The sequence below is a fragment of the Lysobacter sp. Root983 genome (genome assembly GCF_001429345.1).
GTDB lineage: Bacteria > Pseudomonadota > Gammaproteobacteria > Xanthomonadales > Xanthomonadaceae > Lysobacter.
This window is the reverse complement of the sequence record NZ_LMJO01000001.1, coordinates 1,334,382-1,352,077: the sequence shown is the minus strand read 5'-3', so window position 1 is coordinate 1,352,077 and position 17,696 is coordinate 1,334,382. Positions and strand designations below refer to the sequence as shown.

Below are 17,696 nucleotides of genomic sequence, written 5' to 3'. Positions count from 1 at the left end.
CAGGGGAAACGATGTGGCATTGACCAAGGCGGAAATGGCGGAGCGGCTGTTCGACGAAGTCGGACTTAACAAACGCGAAGCCAAGGAATTCGTCGACGCGTTCTTCGACGCGTTGCGCGAGGCGTTGGAGCACGGCCGACAGGTCAAGCTGTCGGGCTTCGGCAATTTCGATCTGCGCCGCAAGAACCAGCGGCCGGGGCGTAATCCGAAGACCGGCGAGGAAATTCCGATCTCGGCGCGGACGGTGGTGACCTTCCGTCCGGGACAGAAGCTCAAGGAGCGGGTGGAGGCCTATGCTGGATCCGGGCAGTAATCGCGAACTTCCGCCGATTCCGGCGAAGCGCTACTTCACCATCGGTGAGGTCAGCGAGCTGTGCGACGTCAAACCGCATGTGCTGCGTTACTGGGAAACCGAATTCCCGACTCTCAACCCGGTCAAGCGCCGCGGCAACCGTCGTTACTACCAGCGCCACGAGGTGCTGATGGTGCGACAGATCCGCGGCCTGCTGTACGAACAGGGCTACACCATCGGCGGCGCGCGCCTGCGCCTGGAAGGCGAGGCCGCCAAGGACGAGTCGGCGCTGAGCTCGCAGATCATCCGCCAGGTGCGGATGGAGCTGGAAGAAGTGCTGCAGCTGCTGCGGCGCTGAAAAGCCGGGATTCGAGATTTGGGATGGGGGATTCGTCGAAAGCGCCGGCCTTCCCGATCGACGAATCCCCAATCCCGTATCCCGAATCCCTGCCTTAAGGCTATACTTGCCGCCCGCTCGCAAGGGCGGGGGACATCGAAACACGTTCGGGGCGTAGCGCAGCCTGGTAGCGCATCTGCCTGGGGGGCAGAGGGTCGTCGGTTCAAATCCGGCCGTCCCGACCATTCCGATGTCACCGCAACGCCCGGCCCGCGCCGGGCGTTTTGCGTTTCAGGGGCGCCGCTTACGGCGCCTCGACGGTGTAGCCGCGCGCCTGCAGCCGTGCCAGGTAGCCGTCGGGTTTGAACAGTTCGGCGACCGGCAGGCTGGCGAAGCTGACCCGGTTGTTGAGCAGGGCGCGGTCGGCATTGGCCAGCCAGGCCTGGATCACGCGCTCGCGCAGGTCGCCGAAGCCCAGCCGCTGAGCCACGCCGGAGGCGGTGACCGCGCGCAGGCAGACTTCGTATTGATCGCCCTGCGGCAGCGCGCGCAGCGCTTCGATGTCGCCGATCGCCCAGGCGTTGGCGCGCGCGCGCATGGTCTCGATGTCGCCCTCGATCCGGCTCAGGGTCTTGGCGAAGCAGTCGGTGTCGCTGAGGGTGGTGTGGGCGAAGTCCTTGAGCACGGCCTTGGGGTCCTTGATCTTCATTTCGATCTTGGACGGGGTGATCTTGACCTCGTGCTGCTTGGCGCTGCGCTCGACCATCGGCCAGACGATGCCCTTGAGCGACAGGTCGGAGCGACGCATCGCCGCTTCGTAGAGCTCCTGTGCGGCGAACACCGGGCGCCATTTCTCGACGCCGCGATCGCTGCCGATGTAGCGCGCCTTCAGCGGCAGCCAACGCGCGTACAGGTCGGCGGGCACCACTTCGCGCAGGGTCTTGTCGTCGGGGTTGCGGCGCGCCTTCAGCGCCGAGGGGATCAGCAGCATGCTGCGGAACATGCCCAGATCGGTGCCGATCGACACCGATGGCGGTTCCAGCACTTCCTGCGATTGCGCGATCGTCGCTTCGACGTCGCGCGACAGCCATTGCATGTTCTTGGGCACCGGGCTCAGGGTACCGAGGATCCACAGCACGTGTTCGCCGCGGCTGACCTTCCACATGCCCGGGCCCGGCTGCACGCCGGAGACCACGACGGTGTCGATGTCGCGAATGGTTTCCTGCGCCGGCGCCAGCGGCGGCGTTTGCGCGTACGCGGGCGATGCGAGCGCGAGGGAGAGCGCGAGACAGGCAAGCAGGGCAGGGCGCATCCGTTGCGTTTCCGTGGTGTGGGTTCGAGCCCGGAGCCTGCCAGATTCGCGCCACGCGGCGCAGTGCGGATCGGTGGCTGCGCGGCCTGCCGTGCGGAATCCGTTCAGGCGGATGCGGCCACAGTTGCTAATGAGAACCATTAGCAAATAGACTGCGGCTCCAGTCCAAGGCATGTGCGAGCGACCCGCACGCGTCGTGCCGCCACTCCAGCCCGCTGCCGCATGAGCCCGACCTCGACCACCGCCGCGCCCGCGCGCAAAGCCAAGACCGTGCCGCTGCGCCATCGAATCGAGGTGGGCGTGCGCGCGTTCGCGGCCGTCGTGGTGGGTTATCTGCTGGCCTACGGCTCGACCGCGTTCCTGACCGTGGTGCTGCCGTTCTCGCGCAGCGATCGCGTGGTCGCCGCCAGCTTGCTGTGCTTCGCGGTCTGGTGCGCGGCCGCGATGTACGCGTTCGCGGCCAAGAGCGCGGCGCGCGCGGTACTCGCGCCGCTGTTGCTCGCGCTCGCCTTATACGGCGTGGCCCTGGCTTTCCCCGAATTCGCCGCCCGGCCGTGAGCGCGCAGGCATGAAGAACACGTTCTCGCAGGCGATGGCCTGGTTGCATACCTGGGCCGGGCTGATCATCGGCTGGTTGCTGTTCGTGATCTTCGTCGGCGGCACCCTGGCCTGCTTCGACAAGGAGATCGGCGACTGGATGCGTCCGGCCCTGCACGACGCGCCGCGCGCGCAGCTCAGCTTCGCGCCGGCGATCGCCTCGGCCCAGCGCGACGCCAAGCCGCATGCGCACGCCTTGTACGTGACCGCGCCGACCCAGCGCGAGCGCGCGACCTCCGCCTACGTTTACTACGACGACGGCAGCTACGACGAGCGCGCGTTGAATCCCACCACCGGCGAGCGCCTGCCAGATACCGCCGGCGGCGATTTCTTCTTCACCCTGCACTACAACCTGCACGCGGGCACGATCGGCATGTACCTGGTCGGCGTCGCCGGCATGTTCATGCTGGTCGCGATCCTTACCGGCATCGTGATCCACAAGCGCGTCTTCAAGGACTTCTTCACCTTCCGGCCCAAGACCGGAGGCCAGCGCGCCTGGTTGGACGGGCACAACCTCACCGGCGTGCTCGGCCTGCCGTTCCATCTGATGATCGCCTACACTGGCGTGGCGATCTTCGTCGCCTCGTACATGTTCGCGGGCGTGCAGGTGGCCTACAACAGCGACGCCGACAAGTTCTTCGCCGAGGCCGGCGACAGCTACGAGCGCCCGGAGACCGGCAAGCCGCTGGCCCAGCTGTATCCGGTCGACCGCCTGCTCGCCGACGCGACCCGTCGTCTGGGCACACAGCCGACCTGGGTCAACGTGCACCACCCCGACGACAGCAGCGCCACCATCGCCTTCGGCGGCGACCACAGCCGCCATGTGGCCTGGAATTTCGACCAGGTCGTCTACGACGCCAACGACGGCAAGCTGCTGCACGTGTCCAAGCCGTCGGCGACCGGCTACAAGGTCTACACCTTCCTCGGCGGCCTGCACATGGCGCAATGGGGCGGCAGCGCGCTGCGCTGGCTGTATTTCTGCATGGGCCTGGCCGGTTGCGTGATGCTGGCCAGCGGTATGCAGGTCTGGGTCAACAAGCGCGCCAGGAAGGTCGCCGAGGCCGGCGCGGTGTCGGGCTATGGCCTGGTGCAGAGCCTCAACCTGGGCGTGGTCGGCGGCATGCCGTTGGGCTGCGTGGCGATGCTGATCGCGAACCGCGTGCTGCCGGCCGGCCTGGCCGAGCGCGCGAGTTGGGAGATCGGCGCGTTCTGCGCGGCCTGGATCGCGGCCGCGCTGTACGCGCTGATCCCGTCGGTGCGCCGGCGCGGCTGGGGCCGCTACTTCGCCTTGAACGCGATCGCGTTGGCGGCGTTGCCGTTGGTCAATCTGGCGACCGCACCCAAGAGCCATCTGTTCGCGACCCTGGCGCGCGGCGATTGGGCGCTGGCCGCGGTCGACCTGACGGCGTTGGCGCTGGCGCTGGGTTTCGCGCTGCTGGCGTTGCGTGCGCGTGCGGCTGCGCGCCGTCCCGTTTCCGAACCCGCGCGCGTGCGCGGTGGCGAGCGCCGCGCCGCGCTCGCTGAGCGCTGAGGAACTGCGATGCTGTGGTTGGGATTCGCGGTGTCGTTGCTGGCCTGGTGCCTGCTCAGCCTGGGCATGGAGAAGCATTACGCGCAGGCGTGCGCGGGGCGCTACGACGCGCGCCGCGCACGCGTCTGGCGCGGCCTGGGCTGGGCGTTGCACGCGGCGGCCTTCGCCGGTTTCGCGGCCTGGAAGGGCTGGGAGTTCGGTCCGATCTTCTGGGCGGCGGTGCTGATGCTGTCGGCGCTGGCCTGGTCCTTGAGCCTGACCCTGTGGCCGAAGGCGAGCGCGAAGCTGGCCGTGGCGTTGTTGCTGAGCGGCGTGGCGACGGCGCTGCTGTCGGGCTGAGGCGCGTGCGGCGTCAGCGTGCGTCGATGATGCGGTTCGCTGCGCTCACCGCATCCTAGGGTGCGTATCGCTGGCCCCGTATCGGCGCTTGGCTCTCTGTGGGAGCGGCGTAAGCCGCGATTGAACTCCATCAGATCCGCGCGGCTCGGCGACCGAGGTCGCGACTTAGGTCATTTCGTAGGGTGTGGTGAGCGCAGCGAACCGCACCATGTGCAACTCCGGCCAAGCGCGCGATGCGGTTCGCTGCGCTCACCGCATCCTACGGCCTGCGTTGTGCATCCGCGTAGGCGTGCAGGATCTCCTCACGCAAGACTGCGGGCAACGCTGCGTAGTCGGCAGCGTGGGTTTCGTATTTGAAATCCAGATCGGTCGCGGTGTCGTGGCCGGTTGCCACGGCCTGCAGGACCAGCAGCGTGCAAATAGCGAACTCGCGCCCGTGATCGGGTCTTAACGCATTCGCGCCAAGCTCGATCACTTCATAGGGATGCCATTGCTGGTCCGGGCGTAACGCGCCGTGCTGCACGAAGATCAGCTCTCGCAGAGCACGCAGGTGCTGCTCGCTGTCCTCGCCGTGATCGAGCGCTGCGATGTATGCCAGCTCCGCCGAGGTCGCCGTGGCGACCAAAGGGCTGAGCTTCATCATCGCCTTAAAGCGCCGCGCTGCGCGGCGGCGCTTCCTGAAGTTCGGGCCAGCGCGCGAACACGGCGCGGCGGATGCCGGCGGCGTCGAGGCCGGCTTCGGCCAGCAGCTGTTCGCGGCTGGCGTGGTGCTGGAATTCGTCGGGCAGGCCCAGATGCAGGATCGGCAGGGCGATGCCTTCGGCGGCCAGCAGTTCGGCCACGCCGCTGCCGGCGCCGCCAGCGATCACGTTGTCTTCGAGCGTGACGAAGCCGCGGTGGCTCTTGGCCAACTCCAGGATCAAGGTGCGATCCAGCGGTTTCACGAAGCGCATGTTGACCAGGGTCAGGCCGAGCTCGTTGGCGACTTGTTCGGCGGCCGGCACGATCGCGCCGAACGCGAGCAGGGCGATGCGGCTGCCGCTGCGGCGCAGTTCGGCCTTGCCGATCGGCAAGGTGTCCAGGTTGGGCTGCACGGGCACGCCGGGGCCGGTGCCGCGCGGGTAGCGCACCGCGGCCGGGCCTTCGTAGCGGTGACCGGTGCTGAGCATCTTGCGGCACTCGTCCTCGTCGGCCGGCGCCATCACCAGCATGTTGGGTACGCAGCGCAGATAGGACAGGTCGAGGTTGCCGGCGTGGGTGGCGCCGTCCGGGCCGACCACGCCGCCGCGGTCGATCGCGAACAGCACGTCCAGGTTCTGGATCGCGACGTCGTGCACCAGTTGGTCGTAACCGCGCTGCAGGAAGGTCGAATAAATCGCGACCACCGGCTTGGCGCCTTCGCAGGCCATGCCGGCGGCCAGGGTGACCGCGTGCTGCTCGGCGATGGCGACGTCGAAGTAGCGCGCCGGGTATTCCTTGCTGAAGCGCACCAGGCCGGAGCCTTCGCGCATCGCGGGGGTGATGCCGAGCAGCTTGTCGTCGGCCGCGGCCATGTCGCACAGCCACTCGCCGAACACGTCGGTGTAGGTCGGCTTCTTGGCGCCGGGCTTGCTGACCAGGCCCTTCTCGGGATCGAAGGGGCCGACCGCGTGGTAGCCGATCTGGTCGCCCTCGGCCAGTTCGTAGCCTTTGCCCTTGGTGGTGATGATGTGCAGCAGCTGCGGACCCTTGAGGGTCTTGAGCGTCTTCATCGCGCCCAGCAGGGCCGGCAGGTCGTGGCCGTCGATCGGGCCGGTGTAGTGGAAGCCGACCTCTTCGAAGAAGGTCGAGGGCACGAACATGCCCTTCCAGTGTTCTTCCCAGCGGCGCACGAACTTGGCCGCCGGCTTGCGCTTGTCGCCCAGCAGCTTCTTGCCGCCTTCGCGCAGCGCGTTGAGGGTGCGGCTGCCGGTGAGGCGGCCGAGCATCTTGGTGACGCCGCCGACGTTCTCCGAAATCGACATCTGATTGTCGTTGAGGATCACCAGCAGGTTCGGTTCGGGATCGGTCATGCCGCCGGCGTGGGCCAGGGCTTCGAAGGCCATGCCGGCGGTCATCGCGCCGTCGCCGATCACCGCCACGACCTTGCGCTCGTCGCCGGCGCGCTGCAGCGCGATGGCCATGCCCAGCGCGGCCGAGATCGAGGTCGAGCTGTGGCCGACGCCGAAGGTGTCGTACTGCGACTCCTCGCGCTTCGGGAACGGCGCCACGCCGTCTTTCTGCTTGACTGTGTGGATCTCGTCGCGGCGGCCGGTGAGGATCTTGTGCGGATAGCACTGATGGCCGACGTCCCAGACCAGGCGGTCCACCGGCGTCTCGAACAGCCAGTGCAGGGCCACGGTCAGTTCGATCACGCCCAAGCCCGCGCCGAAGTGGCCGCCGACCAGGGCGACCTGCTCGATCAGGTAGGCGCGCAATTCCTCGGCGATCGCCGGCAGTTCGTCTTCGCCGAACTGGCGCAGGTCGGCGGGAACTTGGATGCGGGAAAGACGCGGGTAGCGCTGCGGATCGATCATTACCGACGGGTTCTGGCGTTCAGTCGGTCATTGTCCCGCCCCTGTGTGAGGCGGGCAAGAAGCGGATGCGTGGCGGGTTCAGGCGCGGCGGCCGGAACCGCGCCCGGAACGCGCGCGGTCAGCGCCCGCGCAGGCGTCCGAACAGGCCGCCGGCCTTGGCCGGTTCGACCGGATCGGGCTCGGCCTCGGGCTCGGCGAAGCCGGTGGCGAGGTTGGCGTTGACGAAGTCGGCGACGTCCGCGGCCGGTACGCCGCTGGCCTCGGTGATCTCGGCCAGGGTCGCCGGGCCCTTCATCATCACCGTGGCGATGCGGAAGTGCTTGGGGAACTCGCGTTCGGTCTGCGGCCACTTGACCATCTGATAGCGGCGCTGCGGGTCGTAACCGGGCGCCAGGGCGCCGTGGCCGGCGAGCAGGCTGCCGAACCAGACCAGGCGCGCGAGCGGCATGGGCTCGCCCAGCGGTGCGACGGTCATGGCCCAGGTCTTGTCGTCGACGGCGATGAAGTCGGCCGCCGACAGGCTCTTCTCGAAGTAGGCCGACAGCGGCTTGAGCGCCGAGGGGCCGTGGTACTGGCGTTGATCGGCGTCGATCAGCAACGGTTCGTCGCCGCGCAGGCGCAGGTGGCCGCGCAGGCGGCCGGAGGTCAGCCAGACCAGCAGGGATTCGCCGGCGGCGACGGCAGGAGCGGGGGCGGGCGCAGGTGAGGCTGGAGCGGGTGCGGGTGCAGGCGCAGGTGCGGGCGCAGGCGGGGCCGGAGCGGGCGCCGGTGCGGCGGCGACCGGTGCGGGAGCCGGCGCTGCCGGAGCAGGGGCTGCCGGAGCAGGCGCCGGCGTGGGCGCCACGCCCAGCGGGATCTCGACCGCGCGATCCAGGGTCGGCACAGGTTCGGCCGGCGCGGGCGCGGGTTTGGGCGCGGCTGGGGCCGGGCTCGGCGCCGCGGGCGTCGGACTGGGCGCGCTCGCCATCGTCGGCGGGGCCGGCGCGGCCTCCAACGGCTGGCCGGCCTGGGTCGCGATCTCGCGTAACAAATCGCCGATACCGTTGGCGTCGAAGGGCTGACCGAGGCGGTAATCGGCCTGGGTGCGCTGGGCATTGGTCAGCGCGATCACGCTCTTGCCCGCGGCATGCAGGCGCAGCCAGCTCATCGGGCCGTACATGCTGTCCATGTCCACGACGACGTAGTCGGCCTGGCTCTCGGGCAGCAGCTGCCAGCGTCCGCCGAGGCGGGAGTTGGCATCCTTGAAGGCCGCCTGCAGTGCGGTCTCCGTCGCCGGGTCCATTCCGGTCAGACCGAGGGTCAGGGCCATCGTTGCGTCCATCGTTGCGGTGGTGGACGAGTGTTGCGGACCGCAATCACGTCGTCAACGCGCGCAACGCGTCGCAAATCAGCGTTCTTCGGCAGGCGCGCGCTCAGGTGGCCGGCAGATCGCGACCGGCGTCACGGCTTGATGCGCAAAGTCCCGGCGAAACGGCGGTTTCGGGCCCATGGCCGGATCGTGCGCAAGCGCGCGCGATGTGCGATTCACAAGCCGCCGCGACCGGCGTGAGCAGGCGTCAACCGCTAAGACGAGCGTTCTTGGGCAGCTGATTGCGCAGGAATGCCATCTGGTCGGCGAGGATGTTGCGGTTGGACAGGATCAGATGCTCGACCCAGCTGGGCCGGTACGGCACCGCCAGCAGCGGCATGCCGGCCTGCTGCGGGGTGCGGTTGCCCTTGCGCGAATTGCAGTGGAAACAGGCCGCGACCACGTTCTCCCAGATATCGCGGCCGCCCTTGGACACCGGGATCACATGATCGCGGGTCAGGTGCGGGCGGTTGAAGTCGCGACCGCAGTACAGGCACAGGTAGTCGTCGCGCGCGAACAGCGCGGCGTTGGTCAGGGCCGGGGTCGGGGCCAGCGCATGCGCGCGCGCATGGCCGCGCGCCGCCACGATCGGGTGCAGTTCGATCAGGCTTTGTTCGCCGCTGAGGCGGCTGGTGCCGCCGTGCACGCGCAGGCAGGGATCGCCGAGGGTCCAGGCCACTGCGCCGCGCACGTACAAACAGGTCGCTTCCTGCCAGTTCATCCAGTCGAGCACGCGGCCGTGCGCATCGAGCGACAGCAAGCGCACCGCGTTGAGGCGGTCGACGGGCGGGCGGGGGTGCGCGTAGCGCTGGGCGAGGTCCAGTCCGGAGACGCCGAGGATTTCCGGCTCACGCAGCAGTCGCTCTGCGTGGGTTCCGGTTCGGACCAAGCGTAGGCTCGCTCTATCGGTCTCCATCGGGATATCAGCTTATACCCGTTTGATGACGATTTGGGTAGCCGATGCGGGCGGCGGACGGCCGCGCCCGCGGCGCGGCCGTCCGTGGCCGCGCGGGTGCTGGCGTCGGATCAGACGTCGAAGGCGTCGGCGTCCAGCGCGGTCAGGGTCGACAGCGGCGCGGCGATCGCTTCGGCATGCGCGCGCGTGCGCGGCAACAGACGCGCGAAGTAGAAGCGCGCGGTCTCGCGCTTGCCGGCCTTGAAGCGTTCCGACTGCGACGAGGCCTCGCTGGCGGCGACGCTGCGCGCCCACCAATACGCCAGCGCGACGTAGCCCGAGTACATCAGGTAGTCGTAGGCGGCCGCGCCCACCTCGTCGGCGTCGGCGACCGCGCGCTGGCCGATCCGCAGGGTCAGCTGCTGCCATTGCGCGGCTTGCTCGCGCAGCGGGGCGATGAACTCGGCGACCGCGGCGTTGTCGGCGTTGGCGGCGCAGAAGGTCTCGATCTCCTCCAGCATCACGCGCAGGCCGGCGCCCTGCAGCTGCATGACCTTGCGGCCGAGCAGGTCCAGGGCCTGGATGCCGGTGGTGCCTTCGTACAAGGTGGTGATGCGGGCGTCGCGCGCGAGCTGCTCCATGCCGTGTTCGGCGATGTAGCCGTGGCCGCCGTAGCACTGCAGCGCGTGGTAGGTGCATTCCACGCCCCATTCGGTGAGGCAGGCCTTGACGATCGGGGTCATGAAGCCGACCAGGGCATCGGCGCGCTCGCGTTCGGCCGCGTCCGGCGCATGGTGGGCGACGTCGACCAGCAGGGCGCCGTGATAGCCCATCACGCGGCCGCCTTCGACCAGCGCCTTGCAGGTCAGCAGCATGCGCCGCACGTCGGGGTGGACGATGATGGGATCGGCCGGCTTGTCGGGGAACTTCGCGCCCGACAGCGCGCGCATCTGCAGGCGCTCGCGCGAGTAGGTCAGCGCGTTCTGCAGGGCGCGGTCGGACAGGCCCAGGCCCTGCAGGCCGACCGCCAGGCGGGCGGTGTTCATCATGGTGAACATCGCCATCAGGCCCTTGTGCGGCTGGCCGATCAGATAGCCCTGCGCGCCATCGAAATTCATCACGCAGGTGGCCGAGCCGTGGATGCCCATCTTGTGTTCGAGCGCGCCGCAGCGCACCGCGTTGGCGGCGCCGATCGCGCCGTCGCGGCCGACCTTCACCTTCGGCACCACGAACAGCGAAATGCCCTTGCTGCCGGCCGGCGCGTCCGGCAGGCGCGCCAGCACCAGGTGGACGATGTTGTCGGTGAAGTCGTGCTCGCCGGCAGTGATGAAGATCTTGGTGCCGGTGATCGAATAGCTGCCGTCGTCCTGCGGTTCGGCGCGGGTCTTGAGCAGGCCCAGGTCGGTGCCGCAATGCGGTTCGGTGAGGCACATGGTGCCGGTCCAGCGGCCCTCGATCAGCGGCTTGAGGAAGACCTCCTGTTGCCAGGCTTCGCCGTGGTGCAGCAGGGCTTCGGTGGCGCCGTGCGAGAGCAGGGGGAAGTTGCCCCAGGCCAGGTTGGCGGCGTCGATCATTTCCTTCAGCGGCACGCCGGCCGCGTGCGGCAGGCCCTGGCCGCCGAACTCGCTGGGCGAGACCAGCCCGGCCCAGCCGCCTTCGACGTACTGCGCATAGGCCTGCTTGAAGCCCGGCGGCGTGGTCACCGCGCCGCTGGCCTTGTCGTAGCTGCAGCCGATCTCGTCGCCGACGCGGTTGAGCGGCGCCAGCACGGTCTCGGTGAAGCGCGCGCCTTCGTCCAGCACCGCGTCGAGCACATCGCGCGTGGCCTCGGCGAAGCCCAGGCGTTGGAAAGCGGCTTCGGCGCCGAGCACGTCGAACAGGGCGAAACGCATATCGGCTAGGGGGGCTTTGTAGGTGCTCATGGGCAGGGATTCGTGATTGGGGATTCGGGATTGGTAAAAGCGAACGCGAAGGGGCGGGATAGGATTGCGAATCTCTAATCCCGAATCCCTAATCTCGGCCGTTAGCGCAGCACACCGGGCAGGCCGGGCGCCGGACTCAGCGCGCTGCTGCGATCGATCGTGAAGTTGCGTTGCTTCTTTTCGTCGGGCGTGGCGTCGATGCTGCCCTTGAGCGTGTAGGACAGGCTCCGGCCGCTGACCAGCGCATCGGCGACGGCGAGCTTGGCCGCGCCGCTGGGGCGCAGGTTCACCGCGATCACGTCGGCCGACTCGGGGCCGATCGACACCGCCGGGGTGCCCTGCAGGCGGCCGGCCTCGTCGCTGCCCAGGCTCAGGACCAGATCGAAGCGGTCGAAGCGCATGGGGATGCTGCTGAAGTTTTCGATCCGCAGCTCGGCCGACCAGCTGCCGTCGGCGCGCACGGTCAGCTGCTGGATGCGCGCGGAGGGCTCGGACACGCGGCGCACCGGCCCGCCGACGCAGGCGGCCAGCAGCAATACGCAGCCCGCCAGGGCCAAACCACGAGTCCAACGCATCGCCTTCATGCTGCCGCTCCGCCGTAAGCCGTAATGGGGAGCTGAGGATACTACGGCGTAGGGTGGGCTTTGCGGGGGCTGGGAAGGCAAGAGCAAATCCCCCCTGGCCCCCCTTTTCCAAAGGGGGGAAGCAAGGGCAGTTGGAACGGGGAATGCCGACGCGCTGCGTATGGCCGTGCCTGGATGGCGTATAGGCGATCCGCTTTGTTCCTCCCTTTGGAAAAGGGGGAAGCAAGGGCAGTTGGAACGGGGAATGCTGACGCGCTGCGTATGGCCGTGGCTGGATGGCGTATAGGCGATCCGCTTTGTTCCCCCCTTTGGAAAAGGGGGGCTAGGGGGGATTTGCTTTCGCCTTGGCTCTCAGTCCACCAAGCCCTTGCGCAGCGCATACCGCACCAGCTCGGCGGTGTTGCGCACGTCCAGCTTGGCCAGCACGCGCGCGCGGTGGTTCTCGGCGGTCTTGACGCTGATCGTCAGTTCGCGCGCGATTTCCTTGGTGGTGTGGCCCTCGGCGATCAGGTGGAAGACCTCGCGCTCGCGCGCGGTCAGGCGGCCGTAGGGGTCGCCGAGGTCGCGTTCGGGGTGCTGCAGTTGCTCGGCCAGCGCGCGCGCCGCCTGCGGGCCGAAGTAGCCGTGGCCGGCGTGCACGCCGCGCACCGCGGCCAACAACTCGGAAGCCGCGCTGTCCTTGACCATGTAGCCGGAGGCGCCGACCCGCACCGCCTGCAGCACGTACTCGTTTTCCTGGTGCATGGTCAGCACCAGCACGCGGGTGTCGGGCAGGGCCTCGCACAAGCGGCGCACGACTTCGATGCCGTTCAAACGCGGCATGGAAATATCGGTGATGACCACGTCGGGCCGGGTCGCGACCGCCTTCTCCAGCGTTTCCAGGCCATCGGCGGCCTGGGCCACGACCTGGACGTCGCCTTCGGCCTGCAACAGGCCGACCAAACTCTCCCGGACCATGGTGTGGTCGTCTGCGATCAGTACCCGCACGGTCTTGGTCCCCATGGCGCTTACGCTGCTCGTGTGTCCGGCGCTCGTCAAGCACCGGTGTTCAGGGAGGCGACAGGGGCACGCGCGCGCTCAGGCGCAAGCCCTCGCCGGGCGCGCCGCGCAATTGCAGCACGCCGCCGTACAGACGCAATCGCTCGCGCATGCCGCTTAGACCGCTGCCGCCCGCTTGCAGCGCTTGTTCGGGTTCGCAGCCGCGGCCGTCGTCGTGCACGCGCAACTGCAATCCTCCGTCGCGCGTGGTCAGCTGCACGTGAATATGCGCCGCGCCGGAGTGTTTGGCGGCGTTGTTGAGCGCTTCCTGGGCGACGCGAAACAACAGAGTCTGCAATTCGCCATCCAGAGTGGGTAGCGAATCCACATCGAGGTCGATGCGCGCGCCACTGGCTTCGGCCTGGCTGCGCACCAGCCAGCGCAGCGCGGCTTCCAGGCCCAGATCGTCGAGGATGGGCGGGCGCAACAGGCGCGAGAGTTCGCGCGTGTCCTGCAAGGTGTCGCCGCACAGCGCCAGCGCGGTGGCCAGTGCGGCGCGCGCGTCGACGCGGTCGGCGGGCAGGGCATCGTCGAGTTGACCCAGGCGGTGCTTGAGCACGGTCAGGTTCTGGCCGATGCCGTCGTGCAGTTCGCGCGCCAGACGGCGACGCTCGTCCTCCTGCACGCGCCACACCGCACGCCCGAGGCGGCGGAATTCGCGCTCGTTGCGTTCCAGCCGTTCCAGCAGTTCCCGGTATTGCTGACGCAAGCTGGAGAGCTCGTCCATGGCCGCGGCTCAGGGTTTGCGCGCCGGATCCAGCCGGGCGATCTGCGGCGCGGCTTCGAAGCCGCCGAGCAGGTTGGCGGGCATGCGTTCGCGCACGCGCCGCAGCGCGGCCACGGCGTCGTCGCGTGCGTTCGCGGCGGCGCCGGCGTCGCCGGCCTGGCTCAGGGCTTGCGCGCCCAGTTCGTGCAGGCGGTAGGCGCCGGCGTAGTCGCCGCGCCGTAGCAGCGGCAGCACTTCGCGGTAGCGCTTGGTCGCGCCGTCCGGATCGCGCGCGGCCAGGGCCTGGGCGATCGCGACTTCCGACCAATCCAGGCGCAGCGCGACGTGGCCCAGCGCCGCGACTTCGGTGCCGAGCGCGGAGGCGTTGGCGCCGGCCTTCACCGCTTCCAGGCCGACCTGCAGACGCAGCAGGCGCACACCGGATGCGTCCGCGTAGCGGCGCGCCTGGGCCAGGTGCTGCGCGGCCGCCTTGGCGTCGCCGCCCTGGCGCGCGAGTTCGGCGCGCAGCAGGCCGTCGATGCCGCGCTGCTCGGCCGGCGCCTGCGCGACCGATGCGGCGATCGCGTCCAGCGCCCGCAGCGCGTCGGCATCGGCGCCGGTGGCGATCAAGGTTTGCGCGCGCAACAAGCCGGCGTCGGCGATGCCGCGCGGATCCTGGCGCTGACGGAACAGCGCTTCGGCCTTGCCGGCCTGGCTCAGCGCTTCGTCGTAGTGGCCCTGCATCAGCGCCAGTTCGGCCAGGTTGCGGCGGCTCACCGCGGCTTCCTCGATCATCTGCTCGCGCTCGGCATCGGTCAGCGCGCGCTCGAGTTGTTCGCGCGCGGCGCTCCATTGGCCGCGCGCGATCGCGAGCAGGCCGAGGTTCTGCAAGGTGCGGATGCGCCCGGTCTGGTCGCCGAGTTTTTCGTAGGCGCCGGCCGATTGCGAGAGATAGGCCTGGGCGTCGTCGTAGGCGCCGAGTTGGTAGTGGGCGAAGCCGATATCGTTGAGCGCCTGAGCGGTGCCCTGGGCGTCGCCGGTCTGCTGCCAGCCTTGCAGGGCGAGCCGGAACGCGGCCAACGCGGCCGGGTAGTCGCCGCGTTCCTCGGCGAGCAGGCCGAGTTCGTTGTCGACCGCGGCCAGGCCGTGGCGGTCGTCCAGGGCCAGGTGCAGTTTGCGCGCCTGCTCCAGACTGGCCGCGGCTTCGTCGTAACGGCCCGACAGCGACAGCACGTTGCCGAGGTTGCGCAGGCTGGTGGCCAGGCCGCGCCGGTTGCCGACCGCGCCGCGCAGTTCGACCGCCTTGCGGTATTGCTCCTGGGCGTGGTCGTTCTGGCCCAGGCGGCTGTAGCCGATGCCGAGCGCGTTGACGGTTTCGGCTTCGCCGTAGCGATTGCCGCTGCGCTTGTAGAGCACCAGCGCGCGCACCAGGTAATCGTCGACCGCGCGCCGCGCTTGACCGTGCAGGATCGAGAATTTGCCCAACTCGTACCAGGCGCGCGGATCGTTGGCGTCGCGCGCGGTCAGCGCCTGCAATTGCCCGACCGCGCCGGCGAGGTCGCCGCCGGCGCCCAGGGCGCGCCCGAGTTCGAGCTCGGCGCGGGTGTCGTCGGGTGTGGACTGCAGCTGCGCGCGCCACTCGCGTATGGCGCTTTCGGTATCGCCGTCGAGCAGGGCGCGTTCGGCGGCGAAGCGCCGGCGCAGCGCCGGCGGCGCGTCGGCCGCGACGCGTTGGCCGCGCTCGATCGCCTCGTAGGCGGCGTCGAGGTCGCCGATCGCCTGCGCCGATTCGGCCGCGCCCCACCAGGCCGACGCGAATCCGGGCGCGCTATCGGCGGATTTGCGGAACGCCGCCAGCGCTTCCACCGGCGCGCTGTCCTGGCGCGCGCGCAGGCCTTCGCCGTAGGCATCCAGCGCGGCCGCGGACGGCAGGTTCAGCGCGAGCGCGGCGCGCAGGCCCAGGTCGGCGCGGAAGCCCGGGTCCGCCGGCAGGGCCGCGAACGCGGCCTGCGGATCGGCGCCGCGGCCGGCGCTGCGATGGGCGACGCCGCGTTCGTCCGACAGTTCGGCTTCGGCCCGCCAGCCCTTCGCATCGGCGCGCAGGGTCACCCGCAGCACGCGGTCGGCGCCGACGGTGCGGCGCAGCGCGGCCGGATCGAGGCGGGCGCTGCCGGTGGGATCGAGTTGGCGCAGGGCTTGCTGGGTGCGGTCTTCGTCGACCACGGCCAAGCCGGGCACGCCGGACAAGGCGCTGCGCAATTGCGCGGCCAGGGCGGCGCGACGCGCGGGCGCGAGCGCGGCCTGGTCGGGCGCATCCAAGGGCAGCACCAGCAGGCGGTGCAGCGGCGCGACCGCGGCCACCCCTTCGGGCACCGGCGGAGTTTGCGCGCGCCACCATCCGATCCCGCCGACCGCGGCCAGTGCGAGCGCGGCGGCAGCCAGCCACAGCCGGCGACTGGGCCGGTAGTCGCGTGCGAGCTTGCGCTGATCGAGCACACGCACCACCTCGTCGGCGCTGCGCAGGCGGTGCGCCGGTTGCGGGCGCAGCAGGCGATCGACCAGGCGCGCCAACCACGGTGGCGTCTGCGGCCGTTGCCGGGTCACCGGCGCGGGCGCGCGCAGCATGCGCTGGGCGAGCACCTCGTGCACGGTGCCGCCGGCGAACGGCTGGGCGCCGGCGAGCATTTCGTAGAGGATCAGGCCCAGCGCGTAGAGATCGCTGCGCGCGTCCACGGTCTCGCCGCGCGCCTGTTCCGGCGACAGGTAGTCGGGCGTGCCGACCACCGCGCCGGACTGGGTCAGGCCGGTGCTGGCCAGCGAGCGGGCGACGCCGAAGTCGGTGATGCAGGCGTCGCCGGCGCGGTCCACCAGCACGTTGGCGGGTTTGAGGTCGCGATGGATCACGCCGCGCGCATGCGCAGCGCTCAGGCCTTCGGCGACTTGGCGCGCGATCCGGATCGTGTCTTCGATCGGCAGCGGGCCTTCGCGGTCCAGCTTGCGGTCCAGCGCCTCGCCGTCGATGTAGTCCATGCCGATCAGCCATTGGCCGCCGTGCTGGGCGAGGTCGTGGATGCGCACCACGCGCGGGCTGGAGACCTGGCGCGCCATCAGCAGTTCCTGGCGGAACCGCTCGAAGGCATCGGCGCGCGTGGCCAGTTCCGGACGCAGCAGCTTGATCGCGACCGCCACGTCCAAGGTGAGATCGGTGGCGCGATAAACCACGCCCATGCCACCGACGCCGAGCACCGCCTCGATTCGGAAGCGGCCGGCCAGCACCGTGCCGGGCGTCAGCCGCTGCTGCGCGTATAGCCCGGTAGCGGTTGGCGCGGAGGAATCGGTCATGGTGTGTTGCCGTGCGGGCCCGCCACTATCGTGCTCCAACGCGGGGCATCGTCCAATGCCTCCACGGCGCTGCGCGCGAGCAGCCACAGGGCCGCGCTCTCGGCGAAGGCGCTGAGCAGTTCCAGGTCGAACTGGGTGATCGGCTCGCCGGGGGTGCGGCGATCGGCGTAGATCGCGCCCAGGGTGCGCGGGCCGTCCAGCAAGGGCAGGCAGACCAGGCTTTTCAGGCCGCTGTCGACGATCGAGGCGCGTTCGGCGGCCCAGTCGCTGCGCGCGACCTCGTTGACCACCACCGGCAGGCGTTGGGCCAGCGCGCGTTCGACCGCGCCGAGGCTGCCGGAGAACACCCGCGCGCGCAGCGCGGCCGGGTCCAGTTCCACGCTGGCGCGTACCGCGTAGTCGCCGCCGCTGGCCAGCAGCAGGAAGCCGCGGCTGCAGTCGGCCAGTTCGACCACGCCGCGCAGCACTTCCTCGGGCAGGCGGGCATGATCGGATTCGGCTTCGACCCGGCGCGTGAGCGCGAGCGAGAAATCGCGGCGCTGCTGCTGGCGCAGGCGCAGGCCGTTGCTTTGGGCTTCGTTGAACTCGGCGAAGTCGCAATGCACGTCGCCGAAGCGCAGCCAGGACGGTACCGCCAGCGCCGCCGAGTCCTCGACCGCGATGCCGTCGACGTAGCTGCCGTTCTTGCTGCCCAAGTCGCGCAGCTGCCAGCGCTGGCCGTCGTGGCTGAGCTCGGCATGGGCGCGCGAGACCGAGGGATGTTCCAGCACCAGATCGCAATCGGCGGCGCGGCCGATGCGCAGACGCCCGCCCGCGGCGATCCAACGCGTGATCGCTGCGGTTTCGGGCGGGTAAGCGATCAGGCGCGCCGGCATGGGCGCATCTTAAGCGCGGCCGG

The 17,696-nt window shown here is 69.8% G+C and carries 16 protein-coding genes and 1 tRNA gene; 6 read left to right on the top strand and 11 right to left on the bottom strand.

The genetic code is table 11. From position 1 onward, the window contains the following. The first annotated feature begins 13 nt into the window (after positions 1-13). The 3 genes from ihfA (at position 14) to ASE43_RS05765 (ending at position 874) form a co-directional block, all read left to right on the top strand. Positions 14-313 (top strand): integration host factor subunit alpha, encoded by a 300-nt coding sequence (gene ihfA, locus ASE43_RS05775; protein ID WP_055902738.1) that lies wholly within the window; start codon positions 14-16, stop codon positions 311-313. Beyond that, complete coding sequence (locus ASE43_RS05770; RefSeq protein WP_055902735.1) at positions 294-650, top strand: MerR family transcriptional regulator; 357 nt, start codon at positions 294-296, stop codon at positions 648-650. Before ihfA ends, ASE43_RS05770 begins: the two co-directional genes overlap by 20 nt. A gap of 147 nt (positions 651-797) precedes the next feature. Then, positions 798-874, top strand: a tRNA-Pro gene (locus ASE43_RS05765). Positions 875-933: 59 nt separating this feature from the next. On the opposite strand, the gene ASE43_RS05760 is transcribed toward ASE43_RS05765, so the two are convergent. Continuing rightward, complete coding sequence (locus tag ASE43_RS05760) at positions 934-1,941, bottom strand: TraB/GumN family protein (RefSeq protein ID WP_057159716.1); 1,008 nt, start codon at positions 1,939-1,941, stop codon at positions 934-936. A 222-nt stretch (positions 1,942-2,163) separates the two neighbouring features. Between ASE43_RS05760 and ASE43_RS05755 the strand changes: the two genes are divergently transcribed. From ASE43_RS05755 to ASE43_RS05745, 3 genes are read left to right on the top strand one after another with little or no spacing between them, the layout of a single operon-like run. Then, positions 2,164-2,499 carry a hypothetical protein gene (locus tag ASE43_RS05755; RefSeq protein WP_200956217.1) on the top strand — a complete coding sequence of 112 codons (336 nt, stop codon included), beginning with the start codon at positions 2,164-2,166 and terminating at the stop codon, positions 2,497-2,499. Positions 2,500-2,509: 10 nt separating this feature from the next. Continuing rightward, complete coding sequence (locus tag ASE43_RS05750) at positions 2,510-4,069, top strand: PepSY-associated TM helix domain-containing protein (RefSeq protein WP_057159715.1); 1,560 nt, start codon at positions 2,510-2,512, stop codon at positions 4,067-4,069. Between the two features lie 9 nt (positions 4,070-4,078). Next, on the top strand, positions 4,079-4,408 hold the full coding sequence (locus tag ASE43_RS05745; protein WP_057159714.1) for a DUF3325 domain-containing protein: 330 nt from the start codon (positions 4,079-4,081) through the stop codon (positions 4,406-4,408). Between the two features lie 259 nt (positions 4,409-4,667). Here ASE43_RS05745 and ASE43_RS05740 read toward each other — a convergent pair whose 3' ends face one another. The 10 genes from ASE43_RS05740 to ASE43_RS05695 all read right to left on the bottom strand — a co-directional run bounded on the left by ASE43_RS05740 (position 4,668) and on the right by ASE43_RS05695 (position 17,673). Next, positions 4,668-5,051 carry a hypothetical protein gene (locus ASE43_RS05740; protein WP_057159713.1) on the bottom strand — a complete coding sequence of 128 codons (384 nt, stop codon included), beginning with the start codon at positions 5,049-5,051 and terminating at the stop codon, positions 4,668-4,670. 4 nt (positions 5,052-5,055) lie between these two features. Continuing rightward, entirely contained in the window at positions 5,056-6,963 is a 1,908-nt protein-coding gene (gene dxs / locus ASE43_RS05735) for a 1-deoxy-D-xylulose-5-phosphate synthase (RefSeq protein ID WP_057159712.1), read from the bottom strand. A gap of 118 nt (positions 6,964-7,081) precedes the next feature. Next, positions 7,082-8,272, bottom strand: a complete 1,191-nt coding sequence (locus tag ASE43_RS22250) for a hypothetical protein (protein WP_200956216.1) — start codon at positions 8,270-8,272, stop codon at positions 7,082-7,084. 247 nt (positions 8,273-8,519) lie between these two features. Continuing rightward, positions 8,520-9,200, bottom strand: a complete 681-nt coding sequence (locus ASE43_RS05725; RefSeq protein WP_235567265.1) for an HNH endonuclease — start codon at positions 9,198-9,200, stop codon at positions 8,520-8,522. A 137-nt stretch (positions 9,201-9,337) separates the two neighbouring features. Next, the gene (locus ASE43_RS05720) at positions 9,338-11,128 is read right to left on the bottom strand and encodes an acyl-CoA dehydrogenase C-terminal domain-containing protein (RefSeq protein WP_057159710.1); all 1,791 of its coding nucleotides are present in this window, start codon (positions 11,126-11,128) and stop codon (positions 9,338-9,340) included. Positions 11,129-11,229: 101 nt separating this feature from the next. Continuing rightward, the gene (locus ASE43_RS05715; protein ID WP_057159886.1) at positions 11,230-11,703 is read right to left on the bottom strand and encodes an LEA type 2 family protein; all 474 of its coding nucleotides are present in this window, start codon (positions 11,701-11,703) and stop codon (positions 11,230-11,232) included. 360 nt (positions 11,704-12,063) lie between these two features. After that, entirely contained in the window at positions 12,064-12,714 is a 651-nt protein-coding gene (locus tag ASE43_RS05710; RefSeq protein WP_056181754.1) for a response regulator transcription factor, read from the bottom strand. A 46-nt stretch (positions 12,715-12,760) separates the two neighbouring features. Continuing rightward, on the bottom strand, positions 12,761-13,477 hold the full coding sequence (locus ASE43_RS05705; RefSeq protein ID WP_056181757.1) for a sensor histidine kinase: 717 nt from the start codon (positions 13,475-13,477) through the stop codon (positions 12,761-12,763). Between the two features lie 9 nt (positions 13,478-13,486). After that, the gene (locus tag ASE43_RS05700) at positions 13,487-16,798 is read right to left on the bottom strand and encodes a serine/threonine-protein kinase (protein WP_057159709.1); all 3,312 of its coding nucleotides are present in this window, start codon (positions 16,796-16,798) and stop codon (positions 13,487-13,489) included. Further along, positions 16,795-17,673, bottom strand: a complete 879-nt coding sequence (locus ASE43_RS05695) for an FHA domain-containing protein (RefSeq protein ID WP_157489539.1) — start codon at positions 17,671-17,673, stop codon at positions 16,795-16,797. Before ASE43_RS05695 ends, ASE43_RS05700 begins: the two co-directional genes overlap by 4 nt. Positions 17,674-17,696: the final 23 nt, after the last annotated feature.

Excerpts from the sequence above, each read along its gene's own strand:
- ASE43_RS05720 (WP_057159710.1), bottom strand. The coding sequence starts at position 11,128 with ATGAGCACCTACAAAGCCCCCCTAGCCGATATGCGTTTCGCCCTGTTC.
- ASE43_RS05745 (WP_057159714.1), top strand. The coding sequence starts at position 4,079 with ATGCTGTGGTTGGGATTCGCGGTGTCGTTGCTGGCCTGGTGCCTGCTC.
- ASE43_RS05705 (WP_056181757.1), bottom strand. The coding sequence starts at position 13,477 with ATGGACGAGCTCTCCAGCTTGCGTCAGCAATACCGGGAACTGCTGGAA.
- ASE43_RS05740 (WP_057159713.1), bottom strand. The coding sequence starts at position 5,051 with ATGATGAAGCTCAGCCCTTTGGTCGCCACGGCGACCTCGGCGGAGCTG.
- ASE43_RS05750 (WP_057159715.1), top strand. The coding sequence starts at position 2,510 with ATGAAGAACACGTTCTCGCAGGCGATGGCCTGGTTGCATACCTGGGCC.
- ASE43_RS05755 (WP_200956217.1), top strand. The coding sequence starts at position 2,164 with ATGAGCCCGACCTCGACCACCGCCGCGCCCGCGCGCAAAGCCAAGACC.
- dxs (WP_057159712.1), bottom strand. The coding sequence starts at position 6,963 with ATGATCGATCCGCAGCGCTACCCGCGTCTTTCCCGCATCCAAGTTCCC.
- ASE43_RS05710 (WP_056181754.1), bottom strand. The coding sequence starts at position 12,714 with ATGGGGACCAAGACCGTGCGGGTACTGATCGCAGACGACCACACCATG.
- ASE43_RS05760 (WP_057159716.1), bottom strand. The coding sequence starts at position 1,941 with ATGCGCCCTGCCCTGCTTGCCTGTCTCGCGCTCTCCCTCGCGCTCGCA.
- ASE43_RS22250 (WP_200956216.1), bottom strand. The coding sequence starts at position 8,272 with ATGGCCCTGACCCTCGGTCTGACCGGAATGGACCCGGCGACGGAGACC.
- ASE43_RS05700 (WP_057159709.1), bottom strand. The coding sequence starts at position 16,798 with ATGACCGATTCCTCCGCGCCAACCGCTACCGGGCTATACGCGCAGCAG.
- ASE43_RS05770 (WP_055902735.1), top strand. The coding sequence starts at position 294 with ATGCTGGATCCGGGCAGTAATCGCGAACTTCCGCCGATTCCGGCGAAG.
- ASE43_RS05695 (WP_157489539.1), bottom strand. The coding sequence starts at position 17,673 with ATGCCGGCGCGCCTGATCGCTTACCCGCCCGAAACCGCAGCGATCACG.
- ASE43_RS05715 (WP_057159886.1), bottom strand. The coding sequence starts at position 11,703 with ATGCGTTGGACTCGTGGTTTGGCCCTGGCGGGCTGCGTATTGCTGCTG.